Below are 26,554 nucleotides of genomic sequence, written 5' to 3'. Positions count from 1 at the left end.
AACCGGAACAATACAAATGTTCGATTCTTGGCGTTTTAAGAGGCCGGGGCGTGAGCCCCGGCTCTTTTTATTTAAAGATAACGCTGGAGTACTTCCGCCAACTGGTCATGGAACCCCTTCAGATCATAGATATCAGTCAGGGGATACTTGGTCTCCTTCTTGTTTTCATCGGGAATGATCAGCGTCTTCTGACTATCCGTCAGCCGCAGCCGGCAGATCCACTTTCTGGTGTTGGCCTTATAGAGAATGTTAATGTACGATTCGGTATCCTTATATGTGATGTCGTGGATGCTGACCAGGTCGGAGAGCAGATTCTTGACGATAAAAAATGCCTCCAGCTCCTCCTCGGTGGTCACGATGTTAGGCTCCTTTTTCTCCGGGGTTGGTTCCTCAGCTGTAGGAACGGGCGTGTCATCGACTGGCTTGGTGTCATTGATGGAGACGTTGCCGCCGCTGCCGCCCAGGGCCGTTTTGATTTTGTCGTTCATCATTTCGCTGATCAGATCGTTCAGCGCCTTTTTCAGAATTGGACGGAACTTTTCCAGCACGCTCTGTGTCTTGGGAGCAGAATAGCAGTCCTGCAGGAAGAAGCGGATCAGATCGTCGGACGGATTGTTGAGCTGAGCGGTAAAGACAGACTTAAACTCATGTACATATTTCAGTTCTGAAGCTGTACTGAAAATGGCATCTACATCAAATACCGATTTGCAGAATTTTTTCAGCTCCGGAACCTGATTCTCACGGATGTCCAGAATATTGACTGTTAAGAAGGGATCATCGTCCATCTTGTTGGGGTTGTCCAGATCTGTATAGAAACGATAAATCACACCGTTTGTAAGGACTGCAAATTTTGCGGTGGTAGTTCCAAAGTATCGAAACAGCTGGGAGTCGTGCCGATCTAAGTTTTCAGAGATGGATTTACACTCTACAAGGATTACAGGATCTCCATCTTTAATAATGGCATAATCTACCTTCTCGCCCTTCTTGATACCTACGTCTGCAGTGTATTCAGGGACAAACTCCTGTGGATTAAAAACGTCATAGCCAAGCATAGAGAAAAATGGCATGATGATAGCGGTCTTTGTGGCTTCCTCCGTGTTAATGGAATCCTTCATACTCTCCACGCGCTTGGAGAATTGCTTCAGTTGATCAATAAAGTCCATTCTGCTTCCTCCGTTCTCGCTATATGTATCTTAATAGGGCATATTCATCTGCGCTTGTCTTATGATTGGCAGTGATAATACTTTACTTTATTGAGGCAGTCAGTTTTCCTGTTATGCGATTAAAACCAATCTCCACCACAGTATCTTTTTGAAGATCAAATTCAAGTTTTGCTTTGCGAAAACTTCCGGATAGTTCAACCACACAGGGACCAGGATCTAATTCAACAGTTTCTGTGTGTCCATTTTCAATAGATACATAAATAGTTCCATTTACAACGGCTTTAATTGGCGGGTTTACCAGATAGACTTGGCTGGCTCTGTCTAGTATGAGTTTTACTTTATTTGCTACAGTAGGGGCACTTCCAATTTTGGCACCACATTTATGACAAAATAGAGCGGTATCTGGTAACTTTTCACCACAGTAAGAGCAAAACAAATAAAACACTCCTTTATTTTATCTTCCGCCGCAGCTCTACCACTACGCCGATGATCTGGACCGGGATGGACTCGATCTCAGCGGGGGAGTAGGTGCGCGGAGGATAAGCTGGATTGGTGGGGCGCAGCTCCAGGCTGCCGTCCCCTTTTATCATGACCTGCTTGAGAGTGGCTTCTGAGCCGTTGACCAAAACGGCGCAGTCGTCACCGCTCTCGCAGGTCGTTTCTTTTTTTAGGATCACGGTATCCCCGTCCAGATAGCGGGGATACATACTGTCTCCCCTGACCCGCAGGCCAAAATACTGGCGGCCGCCGGTGGCCCAGGCTGCCGGGATCTCCTCCCAGTCCAGGATATCCTCTATGGCATCCAGGGGGATGCCGGCGGGGATGGTGCCGAGGACGGGGACGCGGATGCCGGAGGACGAACTGCCCGGGGCCTCGCCCAGCAGTTCGCTGGTTGTCACCCCAAGGTAGTCAGCCAGCATTTGGACTTTTGCGACGGAAGGGGTTTGACCGCGTTCCACGTTGTTGATAAAACTACTGCCCACGCCGCTTTCTCGACACGCAACCGTAGGTTTTACATCCCGTAGATTGCAGTAGTATTTGATGTTTTGCACAAAAAGTTGAGCATCCAAGCGGCATCACTCCTTAATTAAGAATTATGCACTATGCGGAAAATACTTAAACAAGGATAAATACATTGACAATCCTTGATTAAGGAATTATGATTAACCCGTAGCAAACCACAGGTTTACCGGCAAGCAGGAAGGGGGCTAAGAAAATGTTGCAAGATGATCTTTGGTTAAAGATCGGAAATCAATGCTTGAGCCACGCCATGGCAGTGCTGAATCATTCGGTAACACCAACTGAGGAAATGGCAAATCTTGTACAAAAATTGGTATCAGTAGCGATTGCGATAGACCAACTCAATCTTCAGTGGGCAGCTCAAAACCGATACGGCGCGGCGGTTTACCAGGATCCTGCTTCGGCACGGACAAGAGCAAAAAATTAAGCTGTGTCATGTGCTGGATCAGTGTAGCCGGGTGACCATTTACATATCCATAAAAGACCAATGTACTGGGATTGGAGTAGCCAATGGAAGTGACAGACAGTGTGATGCTTTGACCAAAGGATGCCAGCTGAAGTGCAACCTCATGGTTATCATCCAGTTCGTCCTGAAACTCTTTTATCCGGCGTAAAATCACCTCATGGGCGTAGTCGGCCATATTGTGGTCTCGCAGAAGGGATTTTATATCGAAACTTGACGTGTAAGGTTTTGGGGTCCGGAGTGCTTCAGATTCCGTAAAGCTATAGTTTGGCATATATATCACCTCAATAAACCTATAGCTAAATCATACCATATCGAACAGTTTGGAACAAGGCCAAAGTGAAGGGGGGAGGAAGTTGAAAATCAAAGAACTCATGGAGTCGAGGGGGCTCCAGGGAATTCAGGTGGCGGCGGCATTGAATGTATCCAGCAATGCAGTTTCCAAGTGGGCAAACGGGCAGGCCAACCCCAGCGCGGACAAGCTGCCCGCTCTGGCTGATCTGCTGAACTGCTCCATCGACGCCCTCTATGGCCGGGACAGTCCGGAGGAGCGGGACGCCAGCTGATCTTATAACCATTTTACCCCAATGAGGAGGAGATAACCATGCCGCATGACAAGCGGAATATTTATAAAATTGCCCGTGAGGCGAGAGGTTTGACCCAAGAAGCGGCTGCGGAAAAGTTGGGTATCTCAGACAGCAGCATACGGGCTTATGAGACTGGCCAGCGTATCCCGCCGCTGGATGTAGTGGATCTGATGGTCGATGCGATGACAGCCAATTGCTGGGCATTCAGCACATCAGGGCCAGCGCGGAGATGGCGCGATCCATTGTGCCCGATGTGCAGGAACTCAGTCTATCAACCGCAATCGCAAATCTTTTGGACTGTATCTATAGTTTTGTCGATAACCATCGGGATCGAAGTTTGCTCCACATCGGAAAAGATGACATGATCGACGAGCAAGAGAGCCCTGTTTTTGATGATATCTCAGAAGAATTGGACCAGCTGGCGGCGGCCGCTATGGCGGTCCGATTCGCAAAGCGGAAGAACAGAAAGGAGATCATATGATGAAACACAAATGGCATCCGTTTTTAGGCAGCGCCGTATGGCTGGGCTGCATCATCGTCGCGGTGGGCCTGCCCAACTGGGTGGGATAGGACATCCCCGGCGGTGCATAAACAGGAGAAGGAGGTGGCGCGCAATGGTCGATATGAGCAAGGTCAAGGTAACCAATATCATGGCGGATGGCTCTATCTGTGAGGATCTGAGTACATACCTTGAGACCCATACTCTGCCGGATGATGTGCTGCGGATGATCCTGGGATTTATCCGGGATGGACGCGCCATCCGGGAACAGAGAGAGCGGGGTGCGTCTCATGATTAGGCAAAAAGAAAGGCCCCCCTGTCTGTGGGCGCAGACAGAGAGGCCAAACGATGGTTTCGTGCATGAAAACCATAATTATTATACCACAAATGGCCGGATCTTACAAGGGGGTGCTGGGTATGTGGAGTGCTGAGCGATGGGCGCCGCTGGATCTGCGGCGACGGGGCCAGCTGGGCCCCCATGACGGTGAGCTCATTGTCCTGCACATGATCCCCAAGACACAGGCCCGCAGCGAGCGGTACTATGTGGGCCGACTGGAGGTCTACCAAGGACACACATACTTGCGCGGCTGCGGGGACACGGTGGCCATGGCGGGGCTGTGCAAGCGGTATATCCTGCGGTGGATCCGGCTGTGGGAGGACGGTGAGCCATGACGGAATATCACTTTAACGCCGACCTGGCCCAGCGCCACGGCGTCAACGGGGCCATCTTCCTCCATGCCATGGCATTCTGGGTAGCCAAGAACCAGGCCAATGGGCGGCACTTCCATGAGGGTCGTACCTGGACCTACAACACCCTGGACGCCCTGACCAAGTTGTTCCCCTTCTGGACCCGGCGGCAGGTGGAACGGATCGTGGCCAAGCTGAAGGAGGACGGGGCGCTGCTCACCGGGAACTTCAGCCAGGATAAGACGGATCGCACGGTATGGTACGCCCTGGCAGACAGCGTACTGGAGGTATATGGACTCCTTGTGCCGCCCATTTCACCGGATGGGGATATGGGTACACCTGACGGTGGTGACGCCACGCCGCCCATTTCACCAGATGGTGAAATGCATTTCACCGAATCGGGACAACCATTTCACCAGACGGTGAAATGTAATAAGGAAACAGTTACTGACCAGTTATATATACCCCCCTTACCCCCCAAGGGGGAACGGAGGGCCCTGAAAGGGGACAAGAAGGCTGTCCGGACGATGCTCGACGCGTATGCCGGAGAGGATCAGGAACTGGCCCAGGCCCTGGATGACCTGATGGAGGTGCGCTCCGCCAAGAAGGCGGTGGACTCCCCCAGAGCTATCTCCACCCTGCTCAACAAGCTGGACAAGCTGGCGGACGGTTCCCGGGAGCTGAAGCTCCAGATCGTCCGGGAGTCCGTGACCAACAGCTGGAAAGGTGTGTTCCCCTTGAGAGGCGGACAAGCCCCAGCAGCCAGGAGGGAGGTGGAGCGCCATGTGGAGTGAGGAGAATGGTGTGGAGGAGGTGCTGCTCTACGACCCCGCCTTTCTCGATCCCAGCCTTCCCACCGGGTTCTGGTTCTGTGCCGACGCCGAGGACGTGCTTGCTGTCCAGATCAACGCCGGGTGCCTGCGCACCCTGGGCGGCTGGGAACAGATCGGCCGGTACGAGGGATTCTTCCTGCAATTCTGCTACGTGCTGGTGGTGTGCGCCGATCCCCAGAAGCGGGAGAACATGGTGCGGGAACTGCGCCACCGTCTGCCCAACGTGATCCTGCTGGCAGTGGAGGACAAGGGCTTTCGGCGGTGTTTGTCGGTGCGGGCGCTGCGGGACACCTACGGTCTGAAGGCCGTGGACCAGATGCTGCTGGACACGGTGGAGGTCCCCGCCTACGGTCTTCTGGACCTGGCCGACGTCAGGCAGCCGGACGTGACACGGCTGGACAAGGTGCTCTACGGTATCCCAAACCTGGACAGGGCCACAGGTGGGGCCATCATGGGTGAGCTGTCCGTGTGGACCGGCAAGCGCGGCGAGGGAAAGAGCACGCTGCTGGACCAATTTCTGCTGGAGGCCATCGACCAGGGTCAGCCGGTATGCGCCTACTCTGGAGAGCTGCCGGCCTGGAAGTTCAAGTATTGGGCTTCCCTCCAGGCGGCGGGGCCCCAGTACATATCCAAGACCACGGACCGGATGAGCGGGCGGGAGATCGCATCCCCAACGCCCTTTGTCCAGGGGCTGATCGACGACTGGTGGCGGGGGCGCTTCCTTCTGTACGATATCGGAACCAGCACCTACCATGATGCGGCCAACATCCTGCGGGTGTTCCGGTACGCCCACCGGCGCTACGGTGCCAAGGTCTATCTGGTTGATAACCTGATGACCGCCCGCTTCCGGGGCAATGACCGGGACTTCTACCGGGCGCAGTCGGAGTTTGTGGCGGAACTGGCCGCCTTTGCCCATGACAATGGCGTCCACGTCCATCTGGTGGCGCATCCCCGCAAGACGGACAGGATCGACGACTCGGACGATGTGTCCGGCATCGGAGATGTGACCAATCTGGCCGACAACGTGTATGCGCTGGAGAAGGAATCCAGGCCGGACAGGCAGCAGGATTGTGTGCTGACCATCCTGAAGAATCGCTTTTTTGGTGAGCGGGGCCGCAGCATCGGATTGAATTTTGAGGCCAGCAGTAAGCGCTTCTATAAGTCCGGTACGGGAAACCCAAACAAGGCGTATGGGTGGGCTTTGAGTATGCCCCAGCAGTTCATGGAGTTGCCGGAGACAGAGGATGACCCGTTCCGTGAGAAAGGAGACCAGCATGGACAAGCCCAGAGCGGCCCAGCTGCTGCGGCTGGAGATCCTGCGCCGGGAGGCCCTGGCACGGGCCAGCAGCTTCCCAGCGGATCACCTGCAGGTGGCCCAGGCGCTGACTCTGGCGGTCCAGGCTCTGGAGGAGGATCAGCATGAGGATAGGCGAAAAGATCACCTGGACCCCGTCGGCCTTTGAGCACGAGCTTAATGGCGAGCGGGCCAACAAAATGCGAAAGCTGCGGTCGGTAACCGGCCGGATTGTCTATATCCATCCGGCCCGGCGGTACTATATGGCCGAGGCTTCCGTAGGAAGTGAAATTATCCGGGAGTGTTTCCCAATCAACGAAAGATAGGAGTGTTTCGTGCATGAAAACCTTCGCCATTGTCAATCGAAAGGGCGGGGTGGGCAAGACCACCACCGCCGTCAATCTGGCCTATGTGCTGGCAACCAGCTGCCGGCTGCGGGTGCTGTTGGTGGATGCCGATGGGCAGGCAAACGCTACTCAGATCCTGCTGCCGCCCGGGGAGTATGCTGGCTTGGGCGCCCTGCTGCGGGGGCTGAGTATCTGCTATGACGAACTGGTGGAGCAGACCGACGTGCCCGGCCTGGATGTGCTGCCGGCGGCAGAGGATCTTTGGGCCCTGGATCTGGAGGCCGCCGGTGGTGATCGGGGCCGGAGCTATAGGGCGCTGCGGGATATGCGGGAGGCTTTGGAGGAGGACGGGGCCTATGACGTGATGGTCATCGACTGCCCGCCCAACCTGTCCGCCGCCTGTGTGTCTGCCATTCTGGCCAGCGACTCCATCATCATTCCTGTTCTGTCCGACGCCTGTTCGGCCACCGGCGTGGGGGACTTGGTGGACCAGATTGCCAGCCTGCGCTCCCTTCACCCGGCGCTGCGGGTGTCCGGTGTTCTGGTGAACCAGTGGCACCGCTCCCCGGTAGTGGAGGACTCGGTGGCCTACCTCCGGGAGGAGGGTCTGGTGCCGGTCTACGACACCGTGATCCGCCGCACCGACAAGGTGCCTGAGTCCAGCTGGGCCCGGATGGCGGTCCAGGCCTGGAGCCCTTTCTGTTCGGCGGCCCGGGATTACCGGGCCTGGGTGGCGGAACTGGCGGCAAAGGAGGGGATCCAGTATGGGCAAGCCTGATCTGGGGCGGCTCATCGCCCAGACTATGGCCCCGACGGCGGAGGACAGGACCATCGAGGTCATTACCGGGGAGATCCTGGATGCCAAGCGGGCTGGGGGAGAGGCTATCCTCGCCATTGGCCGGTGCCTCATCGAGGCAAAAGATATGCTGTCCCACGGGGAGTGGCGGTCCTGGCTGGAGGAGCAAGTAGAGTTCTCAGAACGATCCGCCCAGCGATTCATGAGACTGGCCCGGGAGTGGTCAAATCCGACAACGTTGTCGGATTTGGGAGCCTCCAAAGCCTTGGCGCTCCTGGCATTGCCGCCGGAAGAGCGGGAGCAGTTTATGGAGGACCACAAGGTCATCGACATGAGCGCCCGCCAGCTGGAGCAGGCCATCAAGGAGCGGGACGAGGCCAGAGCGGCCGCTGAACGGGCGGCGGCAGACCAGCGCACGGCTGAGCAGGCCCGGGATAAGATGGCGGAGGACATGAAGTTTCTCAATGTCCGTTTGGCTGGAGCCAAAGAGGATCGGGAGCAGGCCATGCAGGATGTGGCTCGCCTGGAGGCTGAACTTGCTGACCTGAAGGCCAAGCCGGTGGACGTTGCGGTGGAGACCGTGGTGGACCAGGCCGCCATTGACAAGGCCCGGGCCGACGCCATCGCCGAGATGCAGGAGAAACTGGATAAGGCAAAGGAGGCGGCGGCCAAGGCCAGGGACAAACAGAAGCAGGCTGAGGCCTCTGTGGAGATCCTGAAGCGGTCCCTGGAGGAGCGGGACAATTCGGACAAGAGGGCCGCCATTGCCGGCGACAAGGACCTGGCCATGTTTGAGGTGCTGTTCACCCAGGGCCAGGAGTTGGCCAACAAGCTCCACGGCCTGCTGATGAAAGCCCGGGGCCGGGAGGATCAGACCGCCGCCCAGGGCATGGAAAAGGCCCTGAAGGCCCTGGCGGAGGCCATCGGGAGGTGTGCGGAGTGATTCAGGAGGCAATTAGGAAGCTGCGGGAGCAGCAGAGCAAGGTCAAGGAGCGCTCTCCTCAGTGGATGGTGGCGGAGCAGCTGATAGATCTGGTGCGGGCGGAGCCCCGGTGCGCGGAGATCCTTGCCCAGGACCTGGAGGTGGAGGCCATGTCCATCACGGAGGCCGAGAAGAAAATCAAGGCCTACGCCGATGGGCACAAAACCGGCAATTTTGCCTGCGTGATGCCAGGTGAGGCAGACCGTATCCTCCGGGAGTTCTACGGCCTACCGGAGCGAGGAGCCGTAGAAGCCGGCGTTATCGGCCTGGATCTGGCCGATTTTCTGGGGTGAGCGCCATGGAAGATATGCGGAATCTGGTGCCGCGCCAGGCACCGGAGGGGTTCCTTACCTGGGTGTCGGCGATCTGTCAGGACGAGCTGGATACCCACGGATTCCTCTACGAGCAGGAGTGGGTGGAGGACTGGGGGCTGGATGTGCTGATGGACGAGTGGGCCAGCCCCAGGAAGCGGAAGATGGTTCGAGTGCAGTGCTCCTGCTGCGGCTATCAGGATCTGTACCACTACGGGAGAGGGCTGAGAGGCTATGGATTTATTCTCCCGGAGAGCTTTACCGAGATGGAGGGCGGGCAGGTCTATGAGGACGGAGACGCCATCCTGTGCCCCAGCTGCGGCTGCCCCGTGCAGATTCGCCGCCGGGCGGCCCTGCGACAGAAGGGGTACTTCGTCCCTTCGGAGAGCCGCGCCATGAGCGCCGCTGTGGTAGGGGAGGACCGCTTGCTGGCCCTTACCGGCTGGGTGATCCAGCGCCGGGTATCCTATGGCGGCGGGGAGTGGCTGGAGGCCGTTGCTGCGGAGGCCTATGTGTTCTCTCCCACGGACTGCGCCCAGCTGATGGGATGGGTCAACGCCTACAGCGGGAACGCCGGGTACTTCATCCAGTACACGCGGGAGTGGAGACAGCCACAGGAGTGGAGGGAACGCTGGGGGGAGGCGGATGAGATCTTCGGCCTGTCGGAGGAACTGCTGGCGGAGAGCTGTCTGCCCCACTGCAAGCTGGACGTGTACATGGAGCACCGGCCCGGGGCGTATCACTTCCCGGTGGCCTGGCTGCGGCTGTACCAGGCTCACCCCAGTGTGGAATCGGTGCTGGTCCATGGCCTGCCCAGGGTGCTGGATGATCTGCTCTATTCCCAGTGCCGGCGGGAGGACCAATGGGAGAAAAACAAGAAGGGCCTTCCGGATCTGCACGAGCTGGACTGGAGCCAGACCCGGCCCGCCCAGATGCTGCACCTGAACCGGGAGGAGCTGCGCCTGGCCCGGGATCAGGACTGGGGACAGCTGTTCTGGGATCTGTTCCGGTACAGCAAGGCCGCGGGGGAGCTCCTCACCGGGGAGGACATCGTCAACGCCTTCTATCTGGGCGACGACCATGTGGGCCAGCTGGTGGGACGGGGGCCGGTGGCAAAAAGCATCCGGTATCTGCTCCAGCAGTGCGGCCAATGGGAGGACGCCTATGTGCCGGAGCCGGAGGACGAGGACCCACCCGCGGACGCGGAGTGCCCGGATGTGCAGATTCTTACCGACTACTGGGATATGGCCCAGCGGCTGGGCTGGGACCTGAGCAATGATCGGGTGCGGTTTCCCCACGACCTGTTTGCCGCCCACGACGAGGCCGCCGTCCAAGTGTCCTTCCTGAAGGAGAAGGGCCTGGCGCCCAGCTTCCGGGTGCGGCGAATGCAGCTGCGTAAGTATGTCTTTGCCGCAGACGGATTTTTCATCCGGCCGGCGGCCAGTCAGAAGGAACTCACCGACGAGGGGAACGCCCTCCACCACTGTGTCAGCAGCTATGGCAAGAATCACGCCAGCGGAAAGACGGCCATCTTCTTCATCCGGAGAAAGAGGGCGCCCAAGGAATCCTACTACACGCTGGAGCTGGATGAAAAAAAGCTGGAGGTCCGGCAGAACCGGGGGCTGCGAAACTGCCCCAGAACACCGGAGGTCCAGGCCTTTGAGGAATTGTGGATCCGCTGGGTGCGGGCGGGGGCACCAAGAGATGGGAGTGGAAAGCCAGTCATTGACGTAGGGAGGGAGGTGATTGTGGCGTGAAGGATGTAAAGCACCTCAAGCCTGGAGATCCCTGCCCGATCTGCGGGAAGCCGATCAAAACAGAGGACCCGGAAGCTTTGTTTGTGCTGTCGGTTCTGGCTGACCTGATCGATGTGGCAAAACAGGACGCAAAAGATACCTGACTGCATAGCCGCTCCGGCTCTCTGCCGGGTGGGTGCGCCACCACCCGGACCTCTCTCTTTCTCTTTGGTCGGGGCCCTGCTGATCCGAAGGCCTGCGTCCCAACGCGGGGTAGTGGTAGGAGAAGCGGGGCGCCCGGCAGAGAGCCGGAGCCATTGGGAGATACAAAAAATAAGGCCGCCCTGTGCAAGGGCGGCCTGGGCCTAATCTTTGGTTACTGTACGCCAAGGCGCTGCTTCAGCCCATCCTGGAGGACTTGGGAGAAGTTGACACCGGCACGTTCGGCCAGATCGTTCAGATAACTGGGAATGGTGACGTTTTTACGGATCGTCCGCATATCGTGAGCCCGACGGTAGGCGTCAAAGTCAATGTCTACCAAGGTGACCAGCTCACCCTCCTCATGGGCCGGGGACAACACGGAAGGCTCCGGGATGGCCCGTCCTGCATCTTGCTCACAGATGCCCCACAGCCCGATGGCATCCCGAGCCATGTCAATACATTCTGCTACGGTTTCTCCCTGAGTGCCGATATTCAGGTCTGGTACAGACACAGAAAATCCACCATCTGCCTCTGGATGCAGGATCACGGGATAAACTTGCTTCATCTATATAAACCTCCTTTTTGGTGGCGGCGAGGGGCTTATTTCAGCCCCTGCCGCCGGATGATGGCTACTGCTAACTGTTCTTTGATTTCGTTGTGTCGGGGGATAGGTTCGGATGCTTTGCCGTTGGTGTAGATATCGTGGTTATTGCCTGAGCGGAGGAGCCACCATCCATTTGCTTTTAGGAGCTTTATTAAGTCCCTGCGCTTCATTGTCTCTCCTCCTTACAAGTACATTATACGCATTAAATGCGCATTTGTCAAGAGGGGAAATAGAAAAACTGGAAAGAAGGATTAGTATGAATCGAAAAAATTTACGGCGGATCTCTATGGTGGTCACGGCCCAGACTGCTGCCAACCTGGAGAAGCTGGCCCAGATGGACGGCAAGCCCAGCATAGGCCGGGTGATGGACAAACTGGTGCGGGAGAAGATGATCTCCCTCCGTCAGCCGGAATCCCTGTGGCAGGCCCACTATCTCAACCGCTTTGGGAGGTGTAAGTGATGGGACGCTCCAGTGCGCGGAATGACAGAATCCTGACCATGGACCAGGTCCGGCTGATCGTAGCGCTCCATGATGCCGACCTCTGTATCTCCGGAGCCGCGAAAGCACTGGGGATCAAGGACGGCACCGCACGGGCCAGGATCAACTCCATTGAGCTCCATACCGGGATCGATGTGCTGACGATCCACGGCATGAGCCAGCTCTACGACGGGGCTAGGGCGCTGGTGGAGATGGAGGCGCAGCATGGCCAAACGGATTAAGACCATTACCGCCGGGCGGCTGGTGATCGTGGGCTGCTACACCATCCCAACACCACGCAGCTCGGACCGGGAGCGGCAGGCCCTGCGGGAGATCTCCTCCGCCGCCCAGGAACGGATGAACCTAAAGCGATCGTGGCAGAAGCTGGAGGTGGAGCTGGCCACCAACTTCACACACCGGGACCTCCATCTGGTTTTTACTTATGACGACGATCACCTGCCAAGAAATCGAGAAGAGGCCAGGAAATATCTGAAGAAAATGATTCGCCTGCTGCGGGCCCACCGGAAAGCCAGGGGGCAGGAGACTCGCTACATCTACGTGACCGAACAGCTCAGCGCCGAAGGCGGGCGGCTCCACCACCATATGATCCTCAACGGCACCGGGGCGGACCTGGAGGTGCTCCGCTCCCTGTGGCCTTAAGGTGGATCACCTGTGGAAAACTATATCATTTACCTCTGGTCAGTGGAGCGGCGGCGCGCTGCGCATTAAGGCAAATACACATGGCATTAAAAATGGTTTGCGCAGCTTTCAGGTGTTCCACCAGGTGGGTAGCTCCCTTAGTATAAACACCTGGGCGGTCAGATGCACGGATGTAACTTACGAAGAATCCACCGGGGACCTTATCCTGAAATGCGAGGATGCCTATAGTGGTCAGATCTGCGTTTTGGTGTAGGAGGCGGTGTGATATATGAAACCGCTGATCAACTTAGCTGAAGATTACCGTAAGGCAGCTGTGGTTCTCCGTTTGGCCATTGAGGACCGGCGGGAACAGGCGGCACAGGGAAACTCCGTCGCTGCCCGGGAGCTGGCGCTGCTGCGGCAGATGCTGGCGGAGATGCGGGATCTGCGGCAGCTCACTCAGGGGTATTACACCCGGCCCAGGGACGGCACGTATACCACCTCCAATCTCCGGGCGCCCCGGATGGACATGAGCAAAAAATGAGCCAGGCCAGGGAGATCAAAGACCGGATCCGGGTGCTGCGGGAGCAAAAAACCGCCCTCCAGGCCCGGCTGGAGGGGGCCGGGGGCCGGGAGGCGGAGACCATCCGCCTGGAGCTGGCAGAGATCGGGGAGGACCTGGTGGACTGCGCCCGGCAGCTGCGGGAGCTGCTGCCCCGGCACAGGATCAGCCGGGGGACTACCTGGGCCGGAACAGAGAGCTGGCGGTGGGATCAGCTCCAGTACCAGACATGGGCGGAGCTGGAGGACCGGGAGGAGCCGGAGACCCTGACGGACCGGGACAGGATGCGCCTGGCGGTGCGGGCCGCCCGGCAGGGGCTCAGCCCCGCCCAGCAGGCCTATCTGGCCGGTACCGACGGGGGCAGACGGCAGGCCCAGGTGGCCCGGGAGGCGGGACGAAACCGCTCCACCGTGTGCCGTACCCTCAAGCGGGGCCAGCGCCGCCTGGAGGCGGACGCCCGGGCGCTCTACCAGCTGCTGGAGGGACAGACGGAGGGGCCGCTGGTGGTGGATCTGGGGGAGCGGTCGGTGCTGAAGGCGGTGCTGGACCGGCTCACCCTCCGGCAGCAGACCTATCTCTACCTCTACTATGGGGAGTGGCTGAGCCTCCGGGAGATCGGGGCATTGCTGGGCGTGGACCACGCCTCGGTGCTGCGGTCCATCCGGTGCGGGCTGAAGCGGCTGGAGGGGCTGGCCCTGGGAACGGAGATCGAGGTGCGGGGGCTGGACAGCCTGGAGGAGCGGCTCATGGCCCACTTCAACGACCTGCCGCCGGAGGAGCCCGCCCGGGAGCGGGGGCCGTACCGGCGGCGGAACGCCCCGGCCCGGACGCTCCTGCCGGTCCCGCTGGGCAGGCGGCTGCTGCGCTTTGTGCGTGGCGGTCAGGTGCGGACGGTGGGTGCGGGAGCAGAAGCGCCTGAGATCCGGACGGAGGGCTGGAGCAGCGGAAAGCTGCTGGCCTGGCTGGAGGGGCAGGGAGGAGGCCGCCGGGAGCGGGCGGGCTGGATCCGCAGGCTGTTGTATCACTTATTTGCATGGATCAGGAGGGATTTGGATGTTGACCATCATTGAGATCGCGGCCAGAGAGGACGGCGGCCACGGCCTGCAGAGCCAGAGCCACCGGACCGAGTGCTGGCTGGAGGGGTGGATCGTGGTACCGCCCCAGCTGGAGAAGGCCGCCTGGGACTGCTGCGGCTATTGTGACCTGAAGATCGAGGACGGCGTACTGGTGGACCTGACCCCCGGTCAGATCCCCGAGCCGGAGCCCGCCCCGGAGCCGGAGCCCACGGAGGCGGAACGACTGCGGGCGGATGTGGATTATCTGGCCATTATGACGGGGGTGGAGCTGTGAACGTGTATGAACTGGCCCAAAAGTATTATCCCAAGCTGTGGGACAAGGAGCGCATCCAGGCCCTGGCGGCCGCCGGTAAGCTGACGGAAGACCAAGTGACCTCGCTGCTGAATGTCGTATCGGCGTAAAATTTGTCGATAAATATATGCTGCGTTGTGGTACGAAAGTGTACAACAAATGCCTGTTTCAACCCATATATGGGGGGATGTAGATGATTCAATTTAGTGATTGGAAAATTGTAGGCGAAGGGGAGATAGCCCGGCAGCACGATAATCTGACCCGCGAGCTGCGGGTGGAGGGGGAGATCCCCGAGGGCTGGACCTGGGATCTGCTGGTGCAGGCCGGAAAAAATCTGGATATTATCCGCCTGAACCAGGGGGAAAACAGCCTGTCTGTAATACTCACATCTGAGATGCTGGCTCTGTCCGGGTTCTACGAGATGCAGCTGCGGGGCACCCAGGGGGAACTGGTGCGGCACACCAATGTAACCCGGGTATACATACCGGAGAGCCTGTCCGGCGATGGACAGTGGCCGGAGGTGCCGTCGGAGTTTACGCAGCTGGAACAGCGGATGAGGGAACTGTCGGAGGAAACCGGGGCGGCGGCAGAGCAGGCCCAGACAGCGGCAGAAGATGTGGCCAACAATGCCCAAGCGGCTCAGGAGGCGGCCGAAAAGGCGTTGGAGGCTGTAGAAGCTGTGGAAACCGCTGCTAAGAATGCGGAGACCGCCGCTGACCAGTCGGGAGAGAGTGCCAGGCAGGCGGCAGATGCGAAGGCTCAGATGGAGGAACTGGCCCAGCAGGTGGGTGAGGATGCTGAGAGCATGCAGGATGCTGTGGGACAAGCCAAATCCGCCGCTCAGCAGGCCGGACAGGCCCAAACAGCGGCTGAGACTGCTGCCGAAAACGCGGAGAAGTCGGCCCAGCAGGCGATGGATACAGCCTCTATCATTCCTGCACCAAATCCAGAGAATGCAGGAATGACGCCGGTGGTAAACGAGGCGGGGGACGGGTATGAACTTGTTCCACGGAAGGGATTAACGCTCGTTTTAGATACAACAACCGAAGAAGAAGTTATGGAGATTCGGGCTGACTTTCCCCCCAGCAAAAAGATTTATGCTCTTATAAGCACCCCAGCGGTCAGTAAAAATTCTACCTATATTAAAATCATATACGGGTATAAAGATGATCCTCATAGGTTTACTCATATGCCCTTTTGCTCTGTTCCAAGAACATTAGAGATGAAGGTCAGCACGATCATTTCAATAGACTCCGGTATGTTGCAATTTAGTGCGAATAACGGGACGCCTGGTGCTTATGATAGCCCATCTATATACAACGGAACTGGCAATATCGCAACTCTGATGTCTGTATCAAAAGCGAGATTTTATTCACATGATCATGAAGGAACGCCGGAGAGTTTAATCTCTTTTTCGTTCGGTGCGTATGCGGCAGACAATCCGTTCCCTGCCGGAACAAGGTGCATGGTTTGGGTAGAGGAGGTATAGCATATTGAAAATTTTGGATAACGGTATCATCCGCGACATGACCCCAGCCGAGGTCGAGGAGTTTAACCGCCTCCAGCAGGAGCAGCCTGCGCCTACAACTGAACCGGATCGTCTGACCGCGCTAGAGCTGGCGGTTGCTGAGCTCGGCGTGGCGATGATGACTGCGATGGGAGGTATGAGCAATGGCTAATTTGTACGCTGACCTCATCCGCCGCGGCCTGTGGACGCTTGAGCAGGTCCCCGCGCTGTGGCGGGAGGAAGTGGAGGGAATGCTGTGAAAAGAATCGCATCCATCCAGCTGAGCCGGGTCCAGCGGATTGAAATCATCATCACCAACTGCCGCAAATCTCTGGCTGAAGTCAAGGCCGAAACCGGCGCAGACTACATCCTCAACGGCGGTATGTGGAACCCGGACGGTTCTCCCTGCGTAGGGCTGAAAGCGGACGGCAGGCTGCTGTCCAAAACCCCTTGGGGCAATGTCCACGGCTACGGATGGACGGGTACGGATATCCACATGACCCTGGACTGGAAAGGCAACGCCAATTATCTGGCGGTATCACCCATCATCAAAGATGGTGCGCCGTACCCGGAAAAGGCCTATGCCCCTGCGCAGGATGGCGTGCGTGGCCGGTCTGCCATCGGCATGACCCGGGATGCCCTGGTGCTGTATTGCGCCAAAGACGGCACACGGGACGCGAAAGACCCCGATGGTCTGACGCGGGAGCTGCTGGCGCTGGGCTGTGACTCGGCTGTGATGCTGGACGGCGGCGGCTCGTCCCAGTGTGATTTTGCCGGGACGCAAATCCAATCTGCCCGGAAGGTCCACAACTGGATCTGCGTATGGACAAAAAAGACGGCGGAGAGCCCGCCGCAGAAGGAGGACAAGCCTGTGAGCAAGCCTGTTGTATGCCTGGACCCGGGCCACGGACCGGGGTGCGCCAACGGTTCCCCGGACGGAAGCTACAGGGAATGCGAGTTTACCTGGGATCTGTACACCCGCCTGCGGCCCCTGCTGGAGGCCCAGGGAATTACGGTGGTAAGCACCCGGGAAAAGGAGAGCGATTATCCCGGCCTCAGCGCCCGGGCCTCGGTGAGCAACCGGGCGGGGGCGGACCTGTTCGTCTCCCTTCACTCCAACGCCGCCGGGAGTTCTGCCCGGGGGTTTGTGGCCTTCACCTCGGCGCCCCCGGAGACGGCGGCCCGGAACCGTCTGGCAGCTGCCGTCATGGGCCGCATCCACGCCGCCGGTGTGGTGCTGTGGGGGAGCGGGCTGGCCCACGAGATGTACACGGTGCTGGCCTCCACCACCGCCCCGGCAGTGCTGCTGGAGTACGGGTTCCACACCAACGACCAGGACCTGGCCCTGCTGAAGGACGCCGCCTACCGGGACAAGCTGGCCCGGGCCACCTGCGCCGGGATCTGCGACTATCTGGGGCTGGAGGTCAAGGAGCCGGAGGGGGAGAGCGGACAGCCCAATGAGCCGGACGGCTGGGCCAAGGAGGCGTGGAGCAAGGCAACCGCCGCCGGCATCTTCGACGGCACCCGGCCCCGTGACGGACTGACCCGTCAGGAGGCTGCCGTGGTGCTGGACCGGCTTGGACTGCTGCCGGAGGAGGTCAAGGAGCCGGACCAGGAGAGCGGGCAGCCCAATGAGCCGGACGGCTGGGCCAAGGAGGCGTGGAGCAAGGCCGTAGCCGCCGGGATCTTCGACGGCACCCGGCCCAGGGACCAGCTCACCCAGCAGGAGGCCGCCGTGGTGCTGGACCGGCTTGGACTGCTGCCGGAGAAAGGAGCCTGACATGGAGCACATCAATTCCTTTAAAGCGGCGGTGGCCGCCGTCTGCGCCGCCCTTACCGCCCTGTGGGGGTGGTTCGGCTGGCTGGTGGTGGCCTGGATCGTGTGCATGATCATCGACTACGCCACCGGCTCCGCCGCCGCCCTGCGGGCGGGGAAGTGGTCCAGCAAGACCGCCCGGGACGGGATCTGGCACAAGCTGGGCAGCGTGGTGGCCGTCATCGTGGCGGCCATCCTGGATACGGTCATCGGCCATCTGCTGGCCCATGTGCCGGGGGTGGAGCTGCCCTTCGCCTATACGGTACTGCTCTGCCCCCTGGTGGTGATCTGGTACATCCTCACCGAGGCCGGCAGCATTATCGAGAACGCCGGCGCCCTGGGGGCGCCTATTCCAGCTTGGCTCACCAAAATGATCGCGGCATTGGAGTCCAAAGTAGATCAGGCGGGGGACAATATGTCATCTAAAGAATGATAAACTCAAACAGCCCTTTGGACTTCCGAAGGGCTGTTTTTATTTGCATTATTATATATACTATATGTATGGGTTTCGGATGCAACGCCGCCGGTGTAGTGGGATGCCGCATCATCGATTCTCCCCGGGAACGGCTGATAGCCATCCTTACCAACAGTTTTGTTCCATGCAATGGGCGATTTCCAACCCTGATTGCTCTGATCACCATGTTTTTTGTGGGTACGGCGGGAGGGTTGTGGCAGGGAATGGCATCCTCACTGCTGCTCACCGGGGCCATCCTGCTGGGCGTGGTTATGACCTTCGGCATATCTCATCTCTTATCCAATACGTTGCTGAAGGGGATTCCGTCGGCCTACGCCCTGGAGCTGCCGCCCTACCGCCGCCCCAGAGTGGGGCAGATTCTGGTACGTTCGGTGCTGGACCGTACGCTGTTCGTATTGGGGCGGGCGGTCGCCGTTGCCGCGCCCGCTGGTTTGGTGATCTGGCTATGTGCCAACATTACTGTAGGAGGAACCAGCATCTTGGGCTGGTGCACTGGTTTTCTGGACCCCTTCGGCCGGTTGTTGGGCATGGACGGCACTATTTTGATGGCCTTTATATTAGGCTTCCCTGCCAATGAGATTGTGATCCCCATCATTCTCATGTCCTATCTGTCCACTGGAACCTTACAAGATACGGGAAGCCTTGAGGCTCTTCGGGAACTGTTGGTGGTAAACGGCTGGACTTGGACCACAGCACTGTGTACCATGCTGTTTTCTCTGTTCCACTGGCCATGCTCCACCACCTGCCTAACCATCGCGCGGGAAACACGCAGTGTAAGATGGACGGTGCTGGCTGTGGTCATCCCAACAGCGCTGGGAATCTGCCTTTGTTTACTGACAGCCACTGCCTCAAGGATGCTGGGGGCAGTGTAAATAAGAGCTGACTGGAAGTTTTTTTAGGAAAAATCAAAATTAACTCTTTACAAACAGGGGGATGATTGCTATAATAATCTGGCACGTTAAAAGAACGTGTCAGATGCGCCCGTAGCGCAATTGGATAGAGCGTCAGATTCCGGTTCTGAAGGCTGGGGGTTCGAGTCCCTTCGGGCGTACCACGAAGAAATCCTGTAACCACAAGGGTTACAGGATTTCTTTTTTTGATTTTTTGGAAAAAACGCTTGTTGCTTATCTGCTTTGGTTGATTAGATGATGCCGATCATTTCTTAGCCTTTGCAAAAAAGCGGTCTGGATTTCCTGTGTCCAGGCCGTTTTTTCTGTTCTCACCGACGATGCCGGTTGCACTTTGGACTGCATTTTGTCTTCTTTCATAAAGAACTATTTATGCTGGATAAGGAGACAATCTTAAAATGGCTGATATTCTCTATATTGTAGTGCCCTGCTACAACGAAGAGGCCGTGCTGCCTGAGACCGCCCGGCGACTAAGGGACAAGCTGGAGGCGTTGATGGCGGCGGACAAGATCTCGGAGAAGAGCCGGGTACTCTTTGTCAACGATGGTTCCAGGGATAGTACCTGGCGCATCATCCAACAGCTCCACAGGGAGAATCCGCTGTTCAGCGGCGTGGACCTAAGCCGCAACCGGGGACATCAGAATGCCCTGCTGGCGGGACTGATGACAGCGGCTGACCGCTGCGATATGGCCATATCCATGGATGCCGACCTCCAGGATGATGTGGACGCGGTGGATGCCATGGTGGAGCAGTATGAGAACGGCTGCGACATTGTGTACGGGGTGCGCTCTTCCAGGCAGAAGGATACCTTCTTCAAACGATTTACCGCTGAGGCGTTTTACCGGCTGATGAATCGTTTGGGTGCGGAGACGGTATTCAATCACGCCGATTACCGGCTCGTGTCCAGACAGGCGCTGGAGGGCCTAAGCCAGTTTCATGAAGTCAATCTGTTCCTCCGGGGCATCGTGCCTATGATCGGCTACCGTACCGGCACGGTGGAATACGAGCGGGGACAGCGGTTTGCCGGTGAGAGCAAATATCCCCTGAAAAAGATGCTCTCCTTTGCCATGGAGGGAATTACCTCTCTGTCGGTCAAGCCTCTCCACATGATCACCGGGCTGGGATTCCTGGTTTTTCTGGTCAGTGTGGCTGTGTTGATTTACTCCATGATTCGCTGGACCATGGGGGACACCATTCTGGGCTGGGTCAGCGTGATCTGCTCTGTATGGGCTATCGGCGGGCTGATTCTCCTGTCCCTGGGTGTGATCGGGGAGTACATCGGAAAAACCTATCTGGAGACCAAGGGACGGCCTCGGTTTCTGATCCGGGAGGTGCTGGAGGACCGGTAGCCGTCGGCCGTACCGATTAGGGGACGGCGGTGCTCAATGTCGATGACCATATTGGGCCCCAGAGAGGTAATGGCCACGATTCCGTCTGCTCCGCTCTCCCGGCAGGAGGCGGCAAAGCCTACGGGATCAGAAATATTGGCGTTCATTTTGACCCAGACGGGCTTTTTGGTGAGGCCCCGCAGCACTGCCACGATCCGCTTGACCTCGTCGAAGTCCTTGCCCACATACCGGGGAATGTACTCATATCCGGCCACCAGCGGCTCCAGCTGAGGGACCATCTGCTTCAGGTCTTCGTCGTCGTACCCCACACTGGCAATGATGGGCGTGTCACACTGATTGCGTACCTCGGGGAGGTATTCCCCGATCCATTGGGATGCGGGATGCTCCGACCAGGCTTCGGAATTGAAGATCATGGTCCGGTTGCCTGCGATACAGGGGCGGCCCACCTCCGCTGCTTCAGGGGCAATGGTCTTTGTTACGATGGCGCCCAGTCCCTGCCGGGCCAGATAGAGAATCCGTTCGGCGTCTCCAGTCAATGGGCCCGAGCCGGGGAGCAGGGGAGAAGAGAGCTTCAGCCCGGCGGCATTCGTGGAGATATCCATGAAAACTCCTCCTTTACTCAGCGTCTGCCACCCATGGTCAGATCCATAACAGCCTTGACTGTATGCAGTCTGTTTTCGGCCTCCTGATAGATGATGGAGTGAGGACCGTCAATGACGGAGTCCTCTACCTCGTTGACCCGGTCGGCGGGCAGCGCGTGCATATAGATGCTGTTCTCAGAAGTGAGATCCATCAGCTCCTGGGTGCACTTCCAGGACTTATTCTTTGCCAGACGCTCCAGCTCCTCCTGGGTCAGGGTGGTGTTGCCCGCGCGCTTCTCATCGGTGGGAACCTTCTTGCTGTCGGCGTACCAGCTGCCCCAGTTCTTGGGGATCACCACATCGGCCCCCTCAAAGGCCTCACGGATGTTGTGGGTGATGCGGATGGTGCCGCCGTTCTTCCGGGCGTTCTCCTCCGCCTGAGCGATCACCCAGTCGGGCAGCTCGTAGCCCTCGGGATAGGCCAGGGTGACCTCCATCCCGTAGCGGGGGAAGAGCAGCGCCTGGGTGACGGGCACAGAGATGGGCTTTTTGTGGGCGGTGGCGTAGCACCAGATGATGGAGACCTTCAGGCCCTGGGTTTTGGTGCGGTCAAAATGCTCCTGAATGGTCATCAGGTCGGCCAGACCCTGCATGGGGTGGTACAGGTCGCACTGGAGATTCAGAACGGGCACTCTGGAATACTTGGCCATCTCACGGATGTAGGCGTTGCCCACGCCCCAGCCGCAGTGACGGCAGACAATGGCGTGACCGTAGCTGGAGAGGATCATCGCCGTATCCTTGGCGGAATCGCCGTGCTGGATCTGCATCTTGCTGGCATCCAGGAAGTGGGCGTGGGCGCCCAGCTGGGTGGCGCCGGCCTCGGTGGAGTTACGGGTACGGGTGGACTCGTCAAAGAACATCATAAATACGGTCTCGTCCCGCAGGCTTGCGTGGGGAATCTTCCGAGCGAATTTCAGTTTCAGATCATAAGCTGTGTCCAGGCAGGTATCGATTTCTTCGTTGGTCCATTCCTGCAGAGTGATCAGGTGCTTGCCGCCCATAGAAGTTACCATAATATTTCCCTCCGTTTTAGACTGACTGATAGATCAAATTTGAGGCCATTTAAAACGAGCCTGTGGCTCGCATTAGTTTGATTAGTCAGTCAGATTTTCTGCGCTCATTATATGACAAAGCTCTTTTTGTGTCAATCTTCTATTCTGGACAAAAAATCAAAAGAAATTTAGACATTCAGACGGAGATATCGGCCCCGTTCCATACGATATCGCGATAACGATGGGGATCAGTGTCGCCCTCGGTAGAAAAGAGAAGTACGCTGGAGGTTTCATCAAGGCCGATCGCCTCCCGCAACTCGCGGTACTCCGCGTTCTCCATCAAAGTGGCCAGCAGGCCCATTCCCACTGCGCCGCTTTCTCCGGAAACCACCTGGGGATCGCCTTTGCAGGGGGCGGACAGCATTCTCATACCTTTGGCAGCCACCCAGTCCGGGCAGGAGACAAAGAAGGAAGCGTGATTGCGCAGAATGTCCCAGGAAATTGTATTGGGTTCTCCGCAGGCCAGGCCCGCCATAATGGTTTGCAGATCGCCGTCCACGGTACGCAGCTGTCCGTCACCTGCCACGGCACCCCGGTAGAGGCAGTCGGCAGCCTGGGCTTCCATGATGATGGTTTTTGGGGAATTTTCGGGAAAGAGATTGTGGAAGAAGCCTACCACTGCACCAGCCAGGGAGCCTACCCCCGCCTGCGCAAAAATGTGGGTGGGACGGGCGGCGCCAAGGGACTTGAGCTGCTCGGCGGCCTCCATAGCCATGGTTCCGTAGCCCTGCATGATCCAGGCAGGGATTTCTTCGTAGCCATCCCAGGCGGTGTCCTGCACTACGACGCCGCGCTGGGTTTCCGCAGCCTCGGCGGCGGCAATACGCACACATTCATCATAGTTGACCTCCTCAATGGTGACCTTGGCACCTTCCCGGGCAATGTTGTCAAAGCGGGACTTGCTGCTGCCCTTGGGCATATGGACAACGGCCTTTTGTCCCAGGCGGTTGGCAGCCCACGCCACACCGCGGCCATGGTTGCCGTCTGTGGCGGTAAAGAAGGTGGCCTGTCCAAATTCTTGCTTGAGCTGGTTGCTGGTCAGGTAATCATAGCTCATCTCGTCTACAGATTTACCAAGTTCTTTGGCGATGTACCGGGCCATGGCAAAAGAACCGCCCAGGACTTTAAAGGCATTCAGACCAAACCGGTAGGACTCATCCTTAACAAACACATCCTTCAGCCCCAGCTGTCCGGCCATACGGGAAAGCCTGGCAAGAGGGATAACAGCGTATTGGGGAAAACTCTGGTGAAATCTGCGGGCCCGCTGCACCTCATCCAGAGCCATGACGCTCAGCTGCTGGTCCCCGCTTTTGGGCATTTTGTTGGCGCTCCACTTGATGACTTCCATAATGATCCTCCATTTCTGACGGCTTTGTGCCGGTGTATGGCAAATATATCACATCCCAGAGAATGAATCGACTAATCAGTCAGTTTAATGGGTTTGATTTTTTACGACCGGTTTGATATACTGATGATACGAAATGGATGGCAGAAAAGAGGATGCCGATCATGGAATATAATCCTATGGAAGAAACGATCCTGGCTGCGGCGTTTGAGGTGGTAGACAGGGAAACACTCAACGGGACCCGTATGCGTTTGATCGCAGAGGAAGCCGGAGTGGTGCAGTCCAATCTCCACTACTATTTCAAGACAAAACGGGACTTGCTGCTGGCCCTGCTGCGTTATATCCAGAAAAACTTTTCAGAAAAGCGAGAGACGGTACTCAACCAACACTCCAATACCCTGGCAGATAAGTTGGCTGGTTTCTTTGAGCAGAAAAAGCAGATTATTGAGGAAGAACCTCAATATGACAGAACACAGTTTGACTATTGGTGCATGGGACGGGTGGATCCTGAGATCAACGAGGAGTTCTATCAGTCTTATGAGATCTGGAGAAAGCATATTGCAGAAACCATTCGTCTGTATGATCCTGCAGTAGAAGCAGAAACGGCCGCCCTTCTGGCTCATATCATGGTTTCCATGATGATGGGAGAGTCCCTTCAGGTGCTGAATTCCAAGCTGACAGTAGATTTGGACCTGTATGCGTCCCTCTGCTGCGATATGCTCATGGAATACCTTCACACCGCTCCATCAACTGTACAGGCATGATAAAAGCGCCCCCGGAAAGAATCTCTTTCCGGGGGCGCTTTCTGTGTAGGAACCAATCAACCTGCTTGATGCAGCTTGTTTAGCTCCAGAAGGATCAATTTTGTGCATACCTCAAAATAGCGATCCAAATCAAAGTCGGCACGATTCATAATCTGCATGACGGCGCCTACGAACATGGATACCATAATATAGCCCAGTGCGCGCTGGGTTTCGGCGGGAATTTCGGGATAAGCCTGCGCGATCAGGCGGATGGCCTGTTCCCGCCAGCCCTCATAACTCTCGTCAAACAACTCCTGCATCTCCGGCTCTGTATGAGCATACAGCCAGAAATCGATCTGTACCGTTTCATAGCGCCAGTCTTCGTCCAACAGGCGTCTGGGCTCCTGGAAGAAATGCGCGATCTGACTTTCAACGGGTGTGTCCGGATCCACAGCATCCTGCTTGCGACGCTCTGTAAACGTATCCTGAATCATGCAGAAGAGTGCCTTCATCAGTGCATCTTTTGTTTTAAAGTGATAGTGCAGATTGGACTGGGACATCCTAGCTTCTTCAGCGATCAGGTGCATCCTGGTTCGGCTGATGGTTTCCCTTGCTACGACCTCCAGGGCCGCGTCCAATATGGTTTTTTCCTGTGGTGTAACCTTCATCTTTCCCACGCCTTAGTTCCTTTTTTTATCATTTTATCGTTTTAGGTGAAGCCTGTCAAGGAGCGGGGCCCTGGTTACAATGGCCCGGAAGGTCGGATGAGTCCTCCGACAGTAGGATGCCTATCAGGTTTCTCCGGGCAGCAGCTCAAACTCCAGAAGCTCCTGGCTGGTCTCCCGCTCCGAGGCATCCAGTCCCCGGCCGCCCACCATCACTTCGCCTACCTGATTGTCATAGGGGTCCTGCCGCCAATCCTGCACGGGCGGCGTCAGAGACGCCTAGAAGGCGCTGTTTGCCACCATACGCCAGGGGTCCAGGCTGCCGAAGTAGTGCCGGCGGCGCTCGGTCTCTCCGTTGCGCCGGGCCGAGGAGCCAAAGGAGCAGTCTGCCCACAGCCAGCCGTGTGGGGCCAGATAGAACATGGCCCAGTCGTGGGGGCCAACACTGTCGGGCCGGACGGCCAGGCCGCTCTGCCACCGGGCGGGGATGCCCGAGATACGGCACAGGGTGATAAAGAGCAGGGCAAATACGCCGCAGTCTCCCCGCAGGGTCTTGGCGCATTGGTCGGCGATACAGTCTAGTTGGAGGTAGGCGGGTTGGTAGCGGTAGTCCACTTGGCCGGTTACATAGTCATAGATAGCCCCGGCTTTTTCTGCCGGTGTGGAGCACCCCCGGCAGATGTCTTTTGCCAGTGCCCGCAGGTAGGGGGTAAAGACGATGTGGGGAGCTTGCTCCTCCAGATCGAAGGTGGGCTGAACAGGGTCCAGCGGCAGTGTCATGGGGTCGGTATACTGGGCCCGAATGAGATAGCGGTAAGTTATGGAGAATGTATCCACCCCCTGTGTCCGCCACCACATGGTGCGCTGAGGGGCACATTCCGGAGCGGCTATGCCGCCGGGTGTGTGGTCCAGAATCTGAATCTGGCTCTGCTGGGGACAGGCGGCGGGGATGGGCAGCCAGGCCTGAACCTCTTGCCCGGTTACCGGCGCCAGGGAGCGGATGGTGGCCCGCAGCGTGATGCGGGCAGCAAGGGCACCCTCAGCCTCCATCCTGGCCAACACGGCGTCCCGGGCGGAGTGATCCTGGGGCTCCTGTATGAGACCGGGGGCTTCTTTGGGGTATATACGAAGGGACTCCAGGAACCGCTCCTGACACCGCAATTCTCCGTCGATCATGCGCCAGTCAATGCGCCCGTGGTCCACCAGAGTGTCAAACTGTTCCTCCGTGCACTGGGGCCACTCTGCGCGGATCATAGCCAGGGCCTCAGCACGGGAGTAGGGGTAGTCGCCAGGCAGACGGGTCAGCCGCAGCCGCTCCGCCTCCAGGCGGGGAGTCAGCAGAGGCTGGGTATGGCTGGCCAAACGCTGGTCGATGAGCCGGATGGCGCCTGCCAGGTCGCCCATCTCCTTCCGGCGGGCGATGTCTGCCGGCAGCGGATCGTTCAGGTGCAGAAAAGAGTCGTTTTTGGTCATATGGCAGGCC

At 57.9% G+C, this 26,554-nt stretch carries 38 protein-coding genes, 1 tRNA gene and 1 pseudogene; 28 read left to right on the top strand and 12 right to left on the bottom strand.

Going from position 1 to position 26,554, the window contains the following annotated elements:
- Positions 1–71: 71 nt before the first annotated feature.
- From B5G06_RS02345 to B5G06_RS02330, 4 genes are all read right to left on the bottom strand, one after another.
- Entirely contained in the window at positions 72–1,163 is a 1,092-nt protein-coding gene (locus tag B5G06_RS02345) for a type I restriction endonuclease (protein ID WP_087187502.1), read from the bottom strand.
- A gap of 82 nt (positions 1,164–1,245) precedes the next feature.
- Positions 1,246–1,599: a zinc ribbon domain-containing protein gene (locus B5G06_RS02340; protein ID WP_158094655.1), complete on the bottom strand. Its 354-nt coding sequence runs from the start codon at positions 1,597–1,599 to the stop codon at positions 1,246–1,248.
- Positions 1,600–1,612: 13 nt separating this feature from the next.
- Positions 1,613–2,215: a LexA family protein gene (locus B5G06_RS02335; RefSeq protein WP_255396436.1), complete on the bottom strand. Its 603-nt coding sequence runs from the start codon at positions 2,213–2,215 to the stop codon at positions 1,613–1,615.
- 309 nt (positions 2,216–2,524) lie between these two features.
- Positions 2,525–2,824 carry a DUF6173 family protein gene (locus tag B5G06_RS02330; RefSeq protein WP_204220719.1) on the bottom strand — a complete coding sequence of 100 codons (300 nt, stop codon included), beginning with the start codon at positions 2,822–2,824 and terminating at the stop codon, positions 2,525–2,527.
- Between the two features lie 178 nt (positions 2,825–3,002).
- On the opposite strand from B5G06_RS02330, the gene B5G06_RS02325 reads away from it, so the two are divergent.
- The 12 genes from B5G06_RS02325 (at position 3,003) to B5G06_RS13985 (ending at position 10,882) form a co-directional block, all read left to right on the top strand.
- Positions 3,003–3,212, top strand: a complete 210-nt coding sequence (locus tag B5G06_RS02325; RefSeq protein ID WP_242955315.1) for a helix-turn-helix domain-containing protein — start codon at positions 3,003–3,005, stop codon at positions 3,210–3,212.
- Between the two features lie 38 nt (positions 3,213–3,250).
- Positions 3,251–3,598, top strand: coding sequence for a helix-turn-helix domain-containing protein (locus B5G06_RS02320; RefSeq protein WP_242955314.1), 348 nt, complete (start codon positions 3,251–3,253; stop codon positions 3,596–3,598).
- A 249-nt stretch (positions 3,599–3,847) separates the two neighbouring features.
- Entirely contained in the window at positions 3,848–4,030 is a 183-nt protein-coding gene (locus B5G06_RS02315) for a BOW99_gp33 family protein (protein WP_087187499.1), read from the top strand.
- Positions 4,031–4,092: 62 nt separating this feature from the next.
- Positions 4,093–4,404, top strand: coding sequence for a hypothetical protein (locus B5G06_RS02310; protein ID WP_143382696.1), 312 nt, complete (start codon positions 4,093–4,095; stop codon positions 4,402–4,404).
- The gene (locus tag B5G06_RS02305; protein ID WP_087187497.1) at positions 4,401–5,213 is read left to right on the top strand and encodes a hypothetical protein; all 813 of its coding nucleotides are present in this window, start codon (positions 4,401–4,403) and stop codon (positions 5,211–5,213) included. Before B5G06_RS02310 ends, B5G06_RS02305 begins: the two co-directional genes overlap by 4 nt.
- The gene (locus tag B5G06_RS02300; protein WP_087187496.1) at positions 5,203–6,675 is read left to right on the top strand and encodes an AAA family ATPase; all 1,473 of its coding nucleotides are present in this window, start codon (positions 5,203–5,205) and stop codon (positions 6,673–6,675) included. Before B5G06_RS02305 ends, B5G06_RS02300 begins: the two co-directional genes overlap by 11 nt.
- Positions 6,672–6,872 (top strand): hypothetical protein, encoded by a 201-nt coding sequence (locus B5G06_RS13990; protein WP_087187495.1) that lies wholly within the window; start codon positions 6,672–6,674, stop codon positions 6,870–6,872. The genes B5G06_RS02300 and B5G06_RS13990 overlap by 4 nt, the downstream gene beginning before the upstream one ends.
- 13 nt (positions 6,873–6,885) lie before the next feature.
- Positions 6,886–7,671, top strand: coding sequence for a ParA family protein (locus B5G06_RS02290; RefSeq protein ID WP_087187494.1), 786 nt, complete (start codon positions 6,886–6,888; stop codon positions 7,669–7,671).
- Complete coding sequence (locus tag B5G06_RS02285) at positions 7,658–8,632, top strand: DUF3102 domain-containing protein (RefSeq protein ID WP_087187493.1); 975 nt, start codon at positions 7,658–7,660, stop codon at positions 8,630–8,632. Before B5G06_RS02290 ends, B5G06_RS02285 begins: the two co-directional genes overlap by 14 nt.
- Positions 8,629–8,964: a hypothetical protein gene (locus B5G06_RS02280; protein WP_087187492.1), complete on the top strand. Its 336-nt coding sequence runs from the start codon at positions 8,629–8,631 to the stop codon at positions 8,962–8,964. The genes B5G06_RS02285 and B5G06_RS02280 overlap by 4 nt, the downstream gene beginning before the upstream one ends.
- A gap of 5 nt (positions 8,965–8,969) precedes the next feature.
- A complete protein-coding gene (locus tag B5G06_RS02275; protein ID WP_087187491.1) occupies positions 8,970–10,739 on the top strand; it encodes a PcfJ domain-containing protein in 1,770 nt (589 codons plus the stop codon).
- Positions 10,736–10,882, top strand: coding sequence for a hypothetical protein (locus B5G06_RS13985; protein ID WP_158094653.1), 147 nt, complete (start codon positions 10,736–10,738; stop codon positions 10,880–10,882). The genes B5G06_RS02275 and B5G06_RS13985 overlap by 4 nt, the downstream gene beginning before the upstream one ends.
- A 212-nt stretch (positions 10,883–11,094) precedes the next feature.
- Here the strand turns inward: B5G06_RS13985 and B5G06_RS02270 are convergent, their stop codons facing one another.
- Both B5G06_RS02270 and B5G06_RS02265 read right to left on the bottom strand, forming a co-directional pair.
- Entirely contained in the window at positions 11,095–11,484 is a 390-nt protein-coding gene (locus B5G06_RS02270) for a type II toxin-antitoxin system HicB family antitoxin (protein WP_087187490.1), read from the bottom strand.
- A gap of 35 nt (positions 11,485–11,519) precedes the next feature.
- The gene (locus B5G06_RS02265; RefSeq protein ID WP_087187489.1) at positions 11,520–11,693 is read right to left on the bottom strand and encodes a type II toxin-antitoxin system HicA family toxin; all 174 of its coding nucleotides are present in this window, start codon (positions 11,691–11,693) and stop codon (positions 11,520–11,522) included.
- Between the two features lie 86 nt (positions 11,694–11,779).
- Between B5G06_RS02265 and B5G06_RS02260 the strand changes: the two genes are divergently transcribed.
- The 15 genes and pseudogenes from B5G06_RS02260 (at position 11,780) to B5G06_RS02195 (ending at position 20,625) form a co-directional block, all read left to right on the top strand.
- The gene (locus tag B5G06_RS02260; protein ID WP_087187488.1) at positions 11,780–11,983 is read left to right on the top strand and encodes a hypothetical protein; all 204 of its coding nucleotides are present in this window, start codon (positions 11,780–11,782) and stop codon (positions 11,981–11,983) included.
- Positions 11,983–12,243 carry a hypothetical protein gene (locus B5G06_RS02255; protein ID WP_087187487.1) on the top strand — a complete coding sequence of 87 codons (261 nt, stop codon included), beginning with the start codon at positions 11,983–11,985 and terminating at the stop codon, positions 12,241–12,243. The genes B5G06_RS02260 and B5G06_RS02255 overlap by 1 nt, the downstream gene beginning before the upstream one ends.
- Positions 12,227–12,661, top strand: coding sequence for a rolling circle replication-associated protein (locus B5G06_RS02250; RefSeq protein ID WP_242955313.1), 435 nt, complete (start codon positions 12,227–12,229; stop codon positions 12,659–12,661). Before B5G06_RS02255 ends, B5G06_RS02250 begins: the two co-directional genes overlap by 17 nt.
- Positions 12,662–12,929: 268 nt before the next feature.
- Complete coding sequence (locus tag B5G06_RS02240; RefSeq protein ID WP_087187485.1) at positions 12,930–13,184, top strand: hypothetical protein; 255 nt, start codon at positions 12,930–12,932, stop codon at positions 13,182–13,184.
- Positions 13,181–14,272 carry a hypothetical protein gene (locus B5G06_RS14570; RefSeq protein ID WP_087187484.1) on the top strand — a complete coding sequence of 364 codons (1,092 nt, stop codon included), beginning with the start codon at positions 13,181–13,183 and terminating at the stop codon, positions 14,270–14,272. The genes B5G06_RS02240 and B5G06_RS14570 overlap by 4 nt, the downstream gene beginning before the upstream one ends.
- The gene (locus B5G06_RS02230) at positions 14,256–14,552 is read left to right on the top strand and encodes a toxin-antitoxin system toxin subunit (protein WP_242955312.1); all 297 of its coding nucleotides are present in this window, start codon (positions 14,256–14,258) and stop codon (positions 14,550–14,552) included. The genes B5G06_RS14570 and B5G06_RS02230 overlap by 17 nt, the downstream gene beginning before the upstream one ends.
- A complete protein-coding gene (locus B5G06_RS13810) occupies positions 14,549–14,680 on the top strand; it encodes an XkdX family protein (RefSeq protein WP_143382695.1) in 132 nt (43 codons plus the stop codon). The genes B5G06_RS02230 and B5G06_RS13810 overlap by 4 nt, the downstream gene beginning before the upstream one ends.
- 83 nt (positions 14,681–14,763) lie before the next feature.
- Complete coding sequence (locus B5G06_RS02225; protein WP_087187483.1) at positions 14,764–16,059, top strand: hypothetical protein; 1,296 nt, start codon at positions 14,764–14,766, stop codon at positions 16,057–16,059.
- 4 nt (positions 16,060–16,063) lie between these two features.
- Entirely contained in the window at positions 16,064–16,249 is a 186-nt protein-coding gene (locus B5G06_RS02220) for a hypothetical protein (RefSeq protein ID WP_087187482.1), read from the top strand.
- Complete coding sequence (locus B5G06_RS14510) at positions 16,242–16,337, top strand: CD1375 family protein (protein WP_255396435.1); 96 nt, start codon at positions 16,242–16,244, stop codon at positions 16,335–16,337. The genes B5G06_RS02220 and B5G06_RS14510 overlap by 8 nt, the downstream gene beginning before the upstream one ends.
- Positions 16,334–17,857, top strand: coding sequence for an N-acetylmuramoyl-L-alanine amidase (locus tag B5G06_RS02215; protein WP_087187481.1), 1,524 nt, complete (start codon positions 16,334–16,336; stop codon positions 17,855–17,857). Before B5G06_RS14510 ends, B5G06_RS02215 begins: the two co-directional genes overlap by 4 nt.
- Before the next feature lies 1 nt (position 17,858).
- Positions 17,859–18,326, top strand: coding sequence for a phage holin family protein (locus B5G06_RS02210; RefSeq protein ID WP_087187480.1), 468 nt, complete (start codon positions 17,859–17,861; stop codon positions 18,324–18,326).
- A 59-nt stretch (positions 18,327–18,385) separates the two neighbouring features.
- Positions 18,386–19,240, top strand: a pseudogene (locus tag B5G06_RS02205) (nucleoside recognition domain-containing protein); the annotation flags it as partial.
- A gap of 105 nt (positions 19,241–19,345) precedes the next feature.
- Positions 19,346–19,422: transfer RNA gene (locus tag B5G06_RS02200), tRNA-Arg, on the top strand.
- 252 nt (positions 19,423–19,674) lie between these two features.
- Positions 19,675–20,625: a glycosyltransferase family 2 protein gene (locus B5G06_RS02195; protein ID WP_087187478.1), complete on the top strand. Its 951-nt coding sequence runs from the start codon at positions 19,675–19,677 to the stop codon at positions 20,623–20,625.
- Here the strand turns inward: B5G06_RS02195 and B5G06_RS02190 are convergent.
- The 3 genes from B5G06_RS02190 to dpaL all read right to left on the bottom strand — a co-directional run bounded on the left by B5G06_RS02190 (position 20,565) and on the right by dpaL (position 23,669).
- Positions 20,565–21,227 carry a hypothetical protein gene (locus B5G06_RS02190; RefSeq protein WP_143382694.1) on the bottom strand — a complete coding sequence of 221 codons (663 nt, stop codon included), beginning with the start codon at positions 21,225–21,227 and terminating at the stop codon, positions 20,565–20,567. The two genes, B5G06_RS02195 and B5G06_RS02190, sit on opposite strands and share 61 nt — an antisense overlap.
- Before the next feature lie 17 nt (positions 21,228–21,244).
- Complete coding sequence (locus B5G06_RS02185; protein ID WP_087187477.1) at positions 21,245–22,279, bottom strand: ornithine carbamoyltransferase; 1,035 nt, start codon at positions 22,277–22,279, stop codon at positions 21,245–21,247.
- A gap of 175 nt (positions 22,280–22,454) precedes the next feature.
- Positions 22,455–23,669: a diaminopropionate ammonia-lyase gene (gene dpaL, locus B5G06_RS02180; protein WP_204220727.1), complete on the bottom strand. Its 1,215-nt coding sequence runs from the start codon at positions 23,667–23,669 to the stop codon at positions 22,455–22,457.
- 158 nt (positions 23,670–23,827) lie between these two features.
- On the opposite strand from dpaL, the gene B5G06_RS02175 reads away from it, so the two are divergent.
- On the top strand, positions 23,828–24,427 hold the full coding sequence (locus B5G06_RS02175) for a TetR/AcrR family transcriptional regulator (protein WP_158094652.1): 600 nt from the start codon (positions 23,828–23,830) through the stop codon (positions 24,425–24,427).
- A 56-nt stretch (positions 24,428–24,483) separates the two neighbouring features.
- On the opposite strand, the gene B5G06_RS02170 is transcribed toward B5G06_RS02175, so the two are convergent.
- The 3 genes from B5G06_RS02170 to B5G06_RS02165 all read right to left on the bottom strand — a co-directional run bounded on the left by B5G06_RS02170 (position 24,484) and on the right by B5G06_RS02165 (position 26,544).
- Positions 24,484–25,074, bottom strand: coding sequence for a TetR/AcrR family transcriptional regulator (locus B5G06_RS02170; protein WP_087187474.1), 591 nt, complete (start codon positions 25,072–25,074; stop codon positions 24,484–24,486).
- Between the two features lie 123 nt (positions 25,075–25,197).
- On the bottom strand, positions 25,198–25,332 hold the full coding sequence (locus tag B5G06_RS14505) for a hypothetical protein (RefSeq protein WP_255396434.1): 135 nt from the start codon (positions 25,330–25,332) through the stop codon (positions 25,198–25,200).
- Positions 25,333–25,350: 18 nt separating this feature from the next.
- Positions 25,351–26,544, bottom strand: coding sequence for a transglutaminase-like domain-containing protein (locus tag B5G06_RS02165; protein WP_242955311.1), 1,194 nt, complete (start codon positions 26,542–26,544; stop codon positions 25,351–25,353).
- Positions 26,545–26,554: the final 10 nt, after the last annotated feature.

Origin of the sequence: Flavonifractor sp. An52 (assembly GCF_002159385.1) — a bacterium.
GTDB lineage: Bacteria > Bacillota > Clostridia > Oscillospirales > Oscillospiraceae > Flavonifractor > Flavonifractor avicola.
Note: the sequence above shows the minus strand (reverse complement) of the source record. Positions and strands in the feature narration are given on the sequence as shown.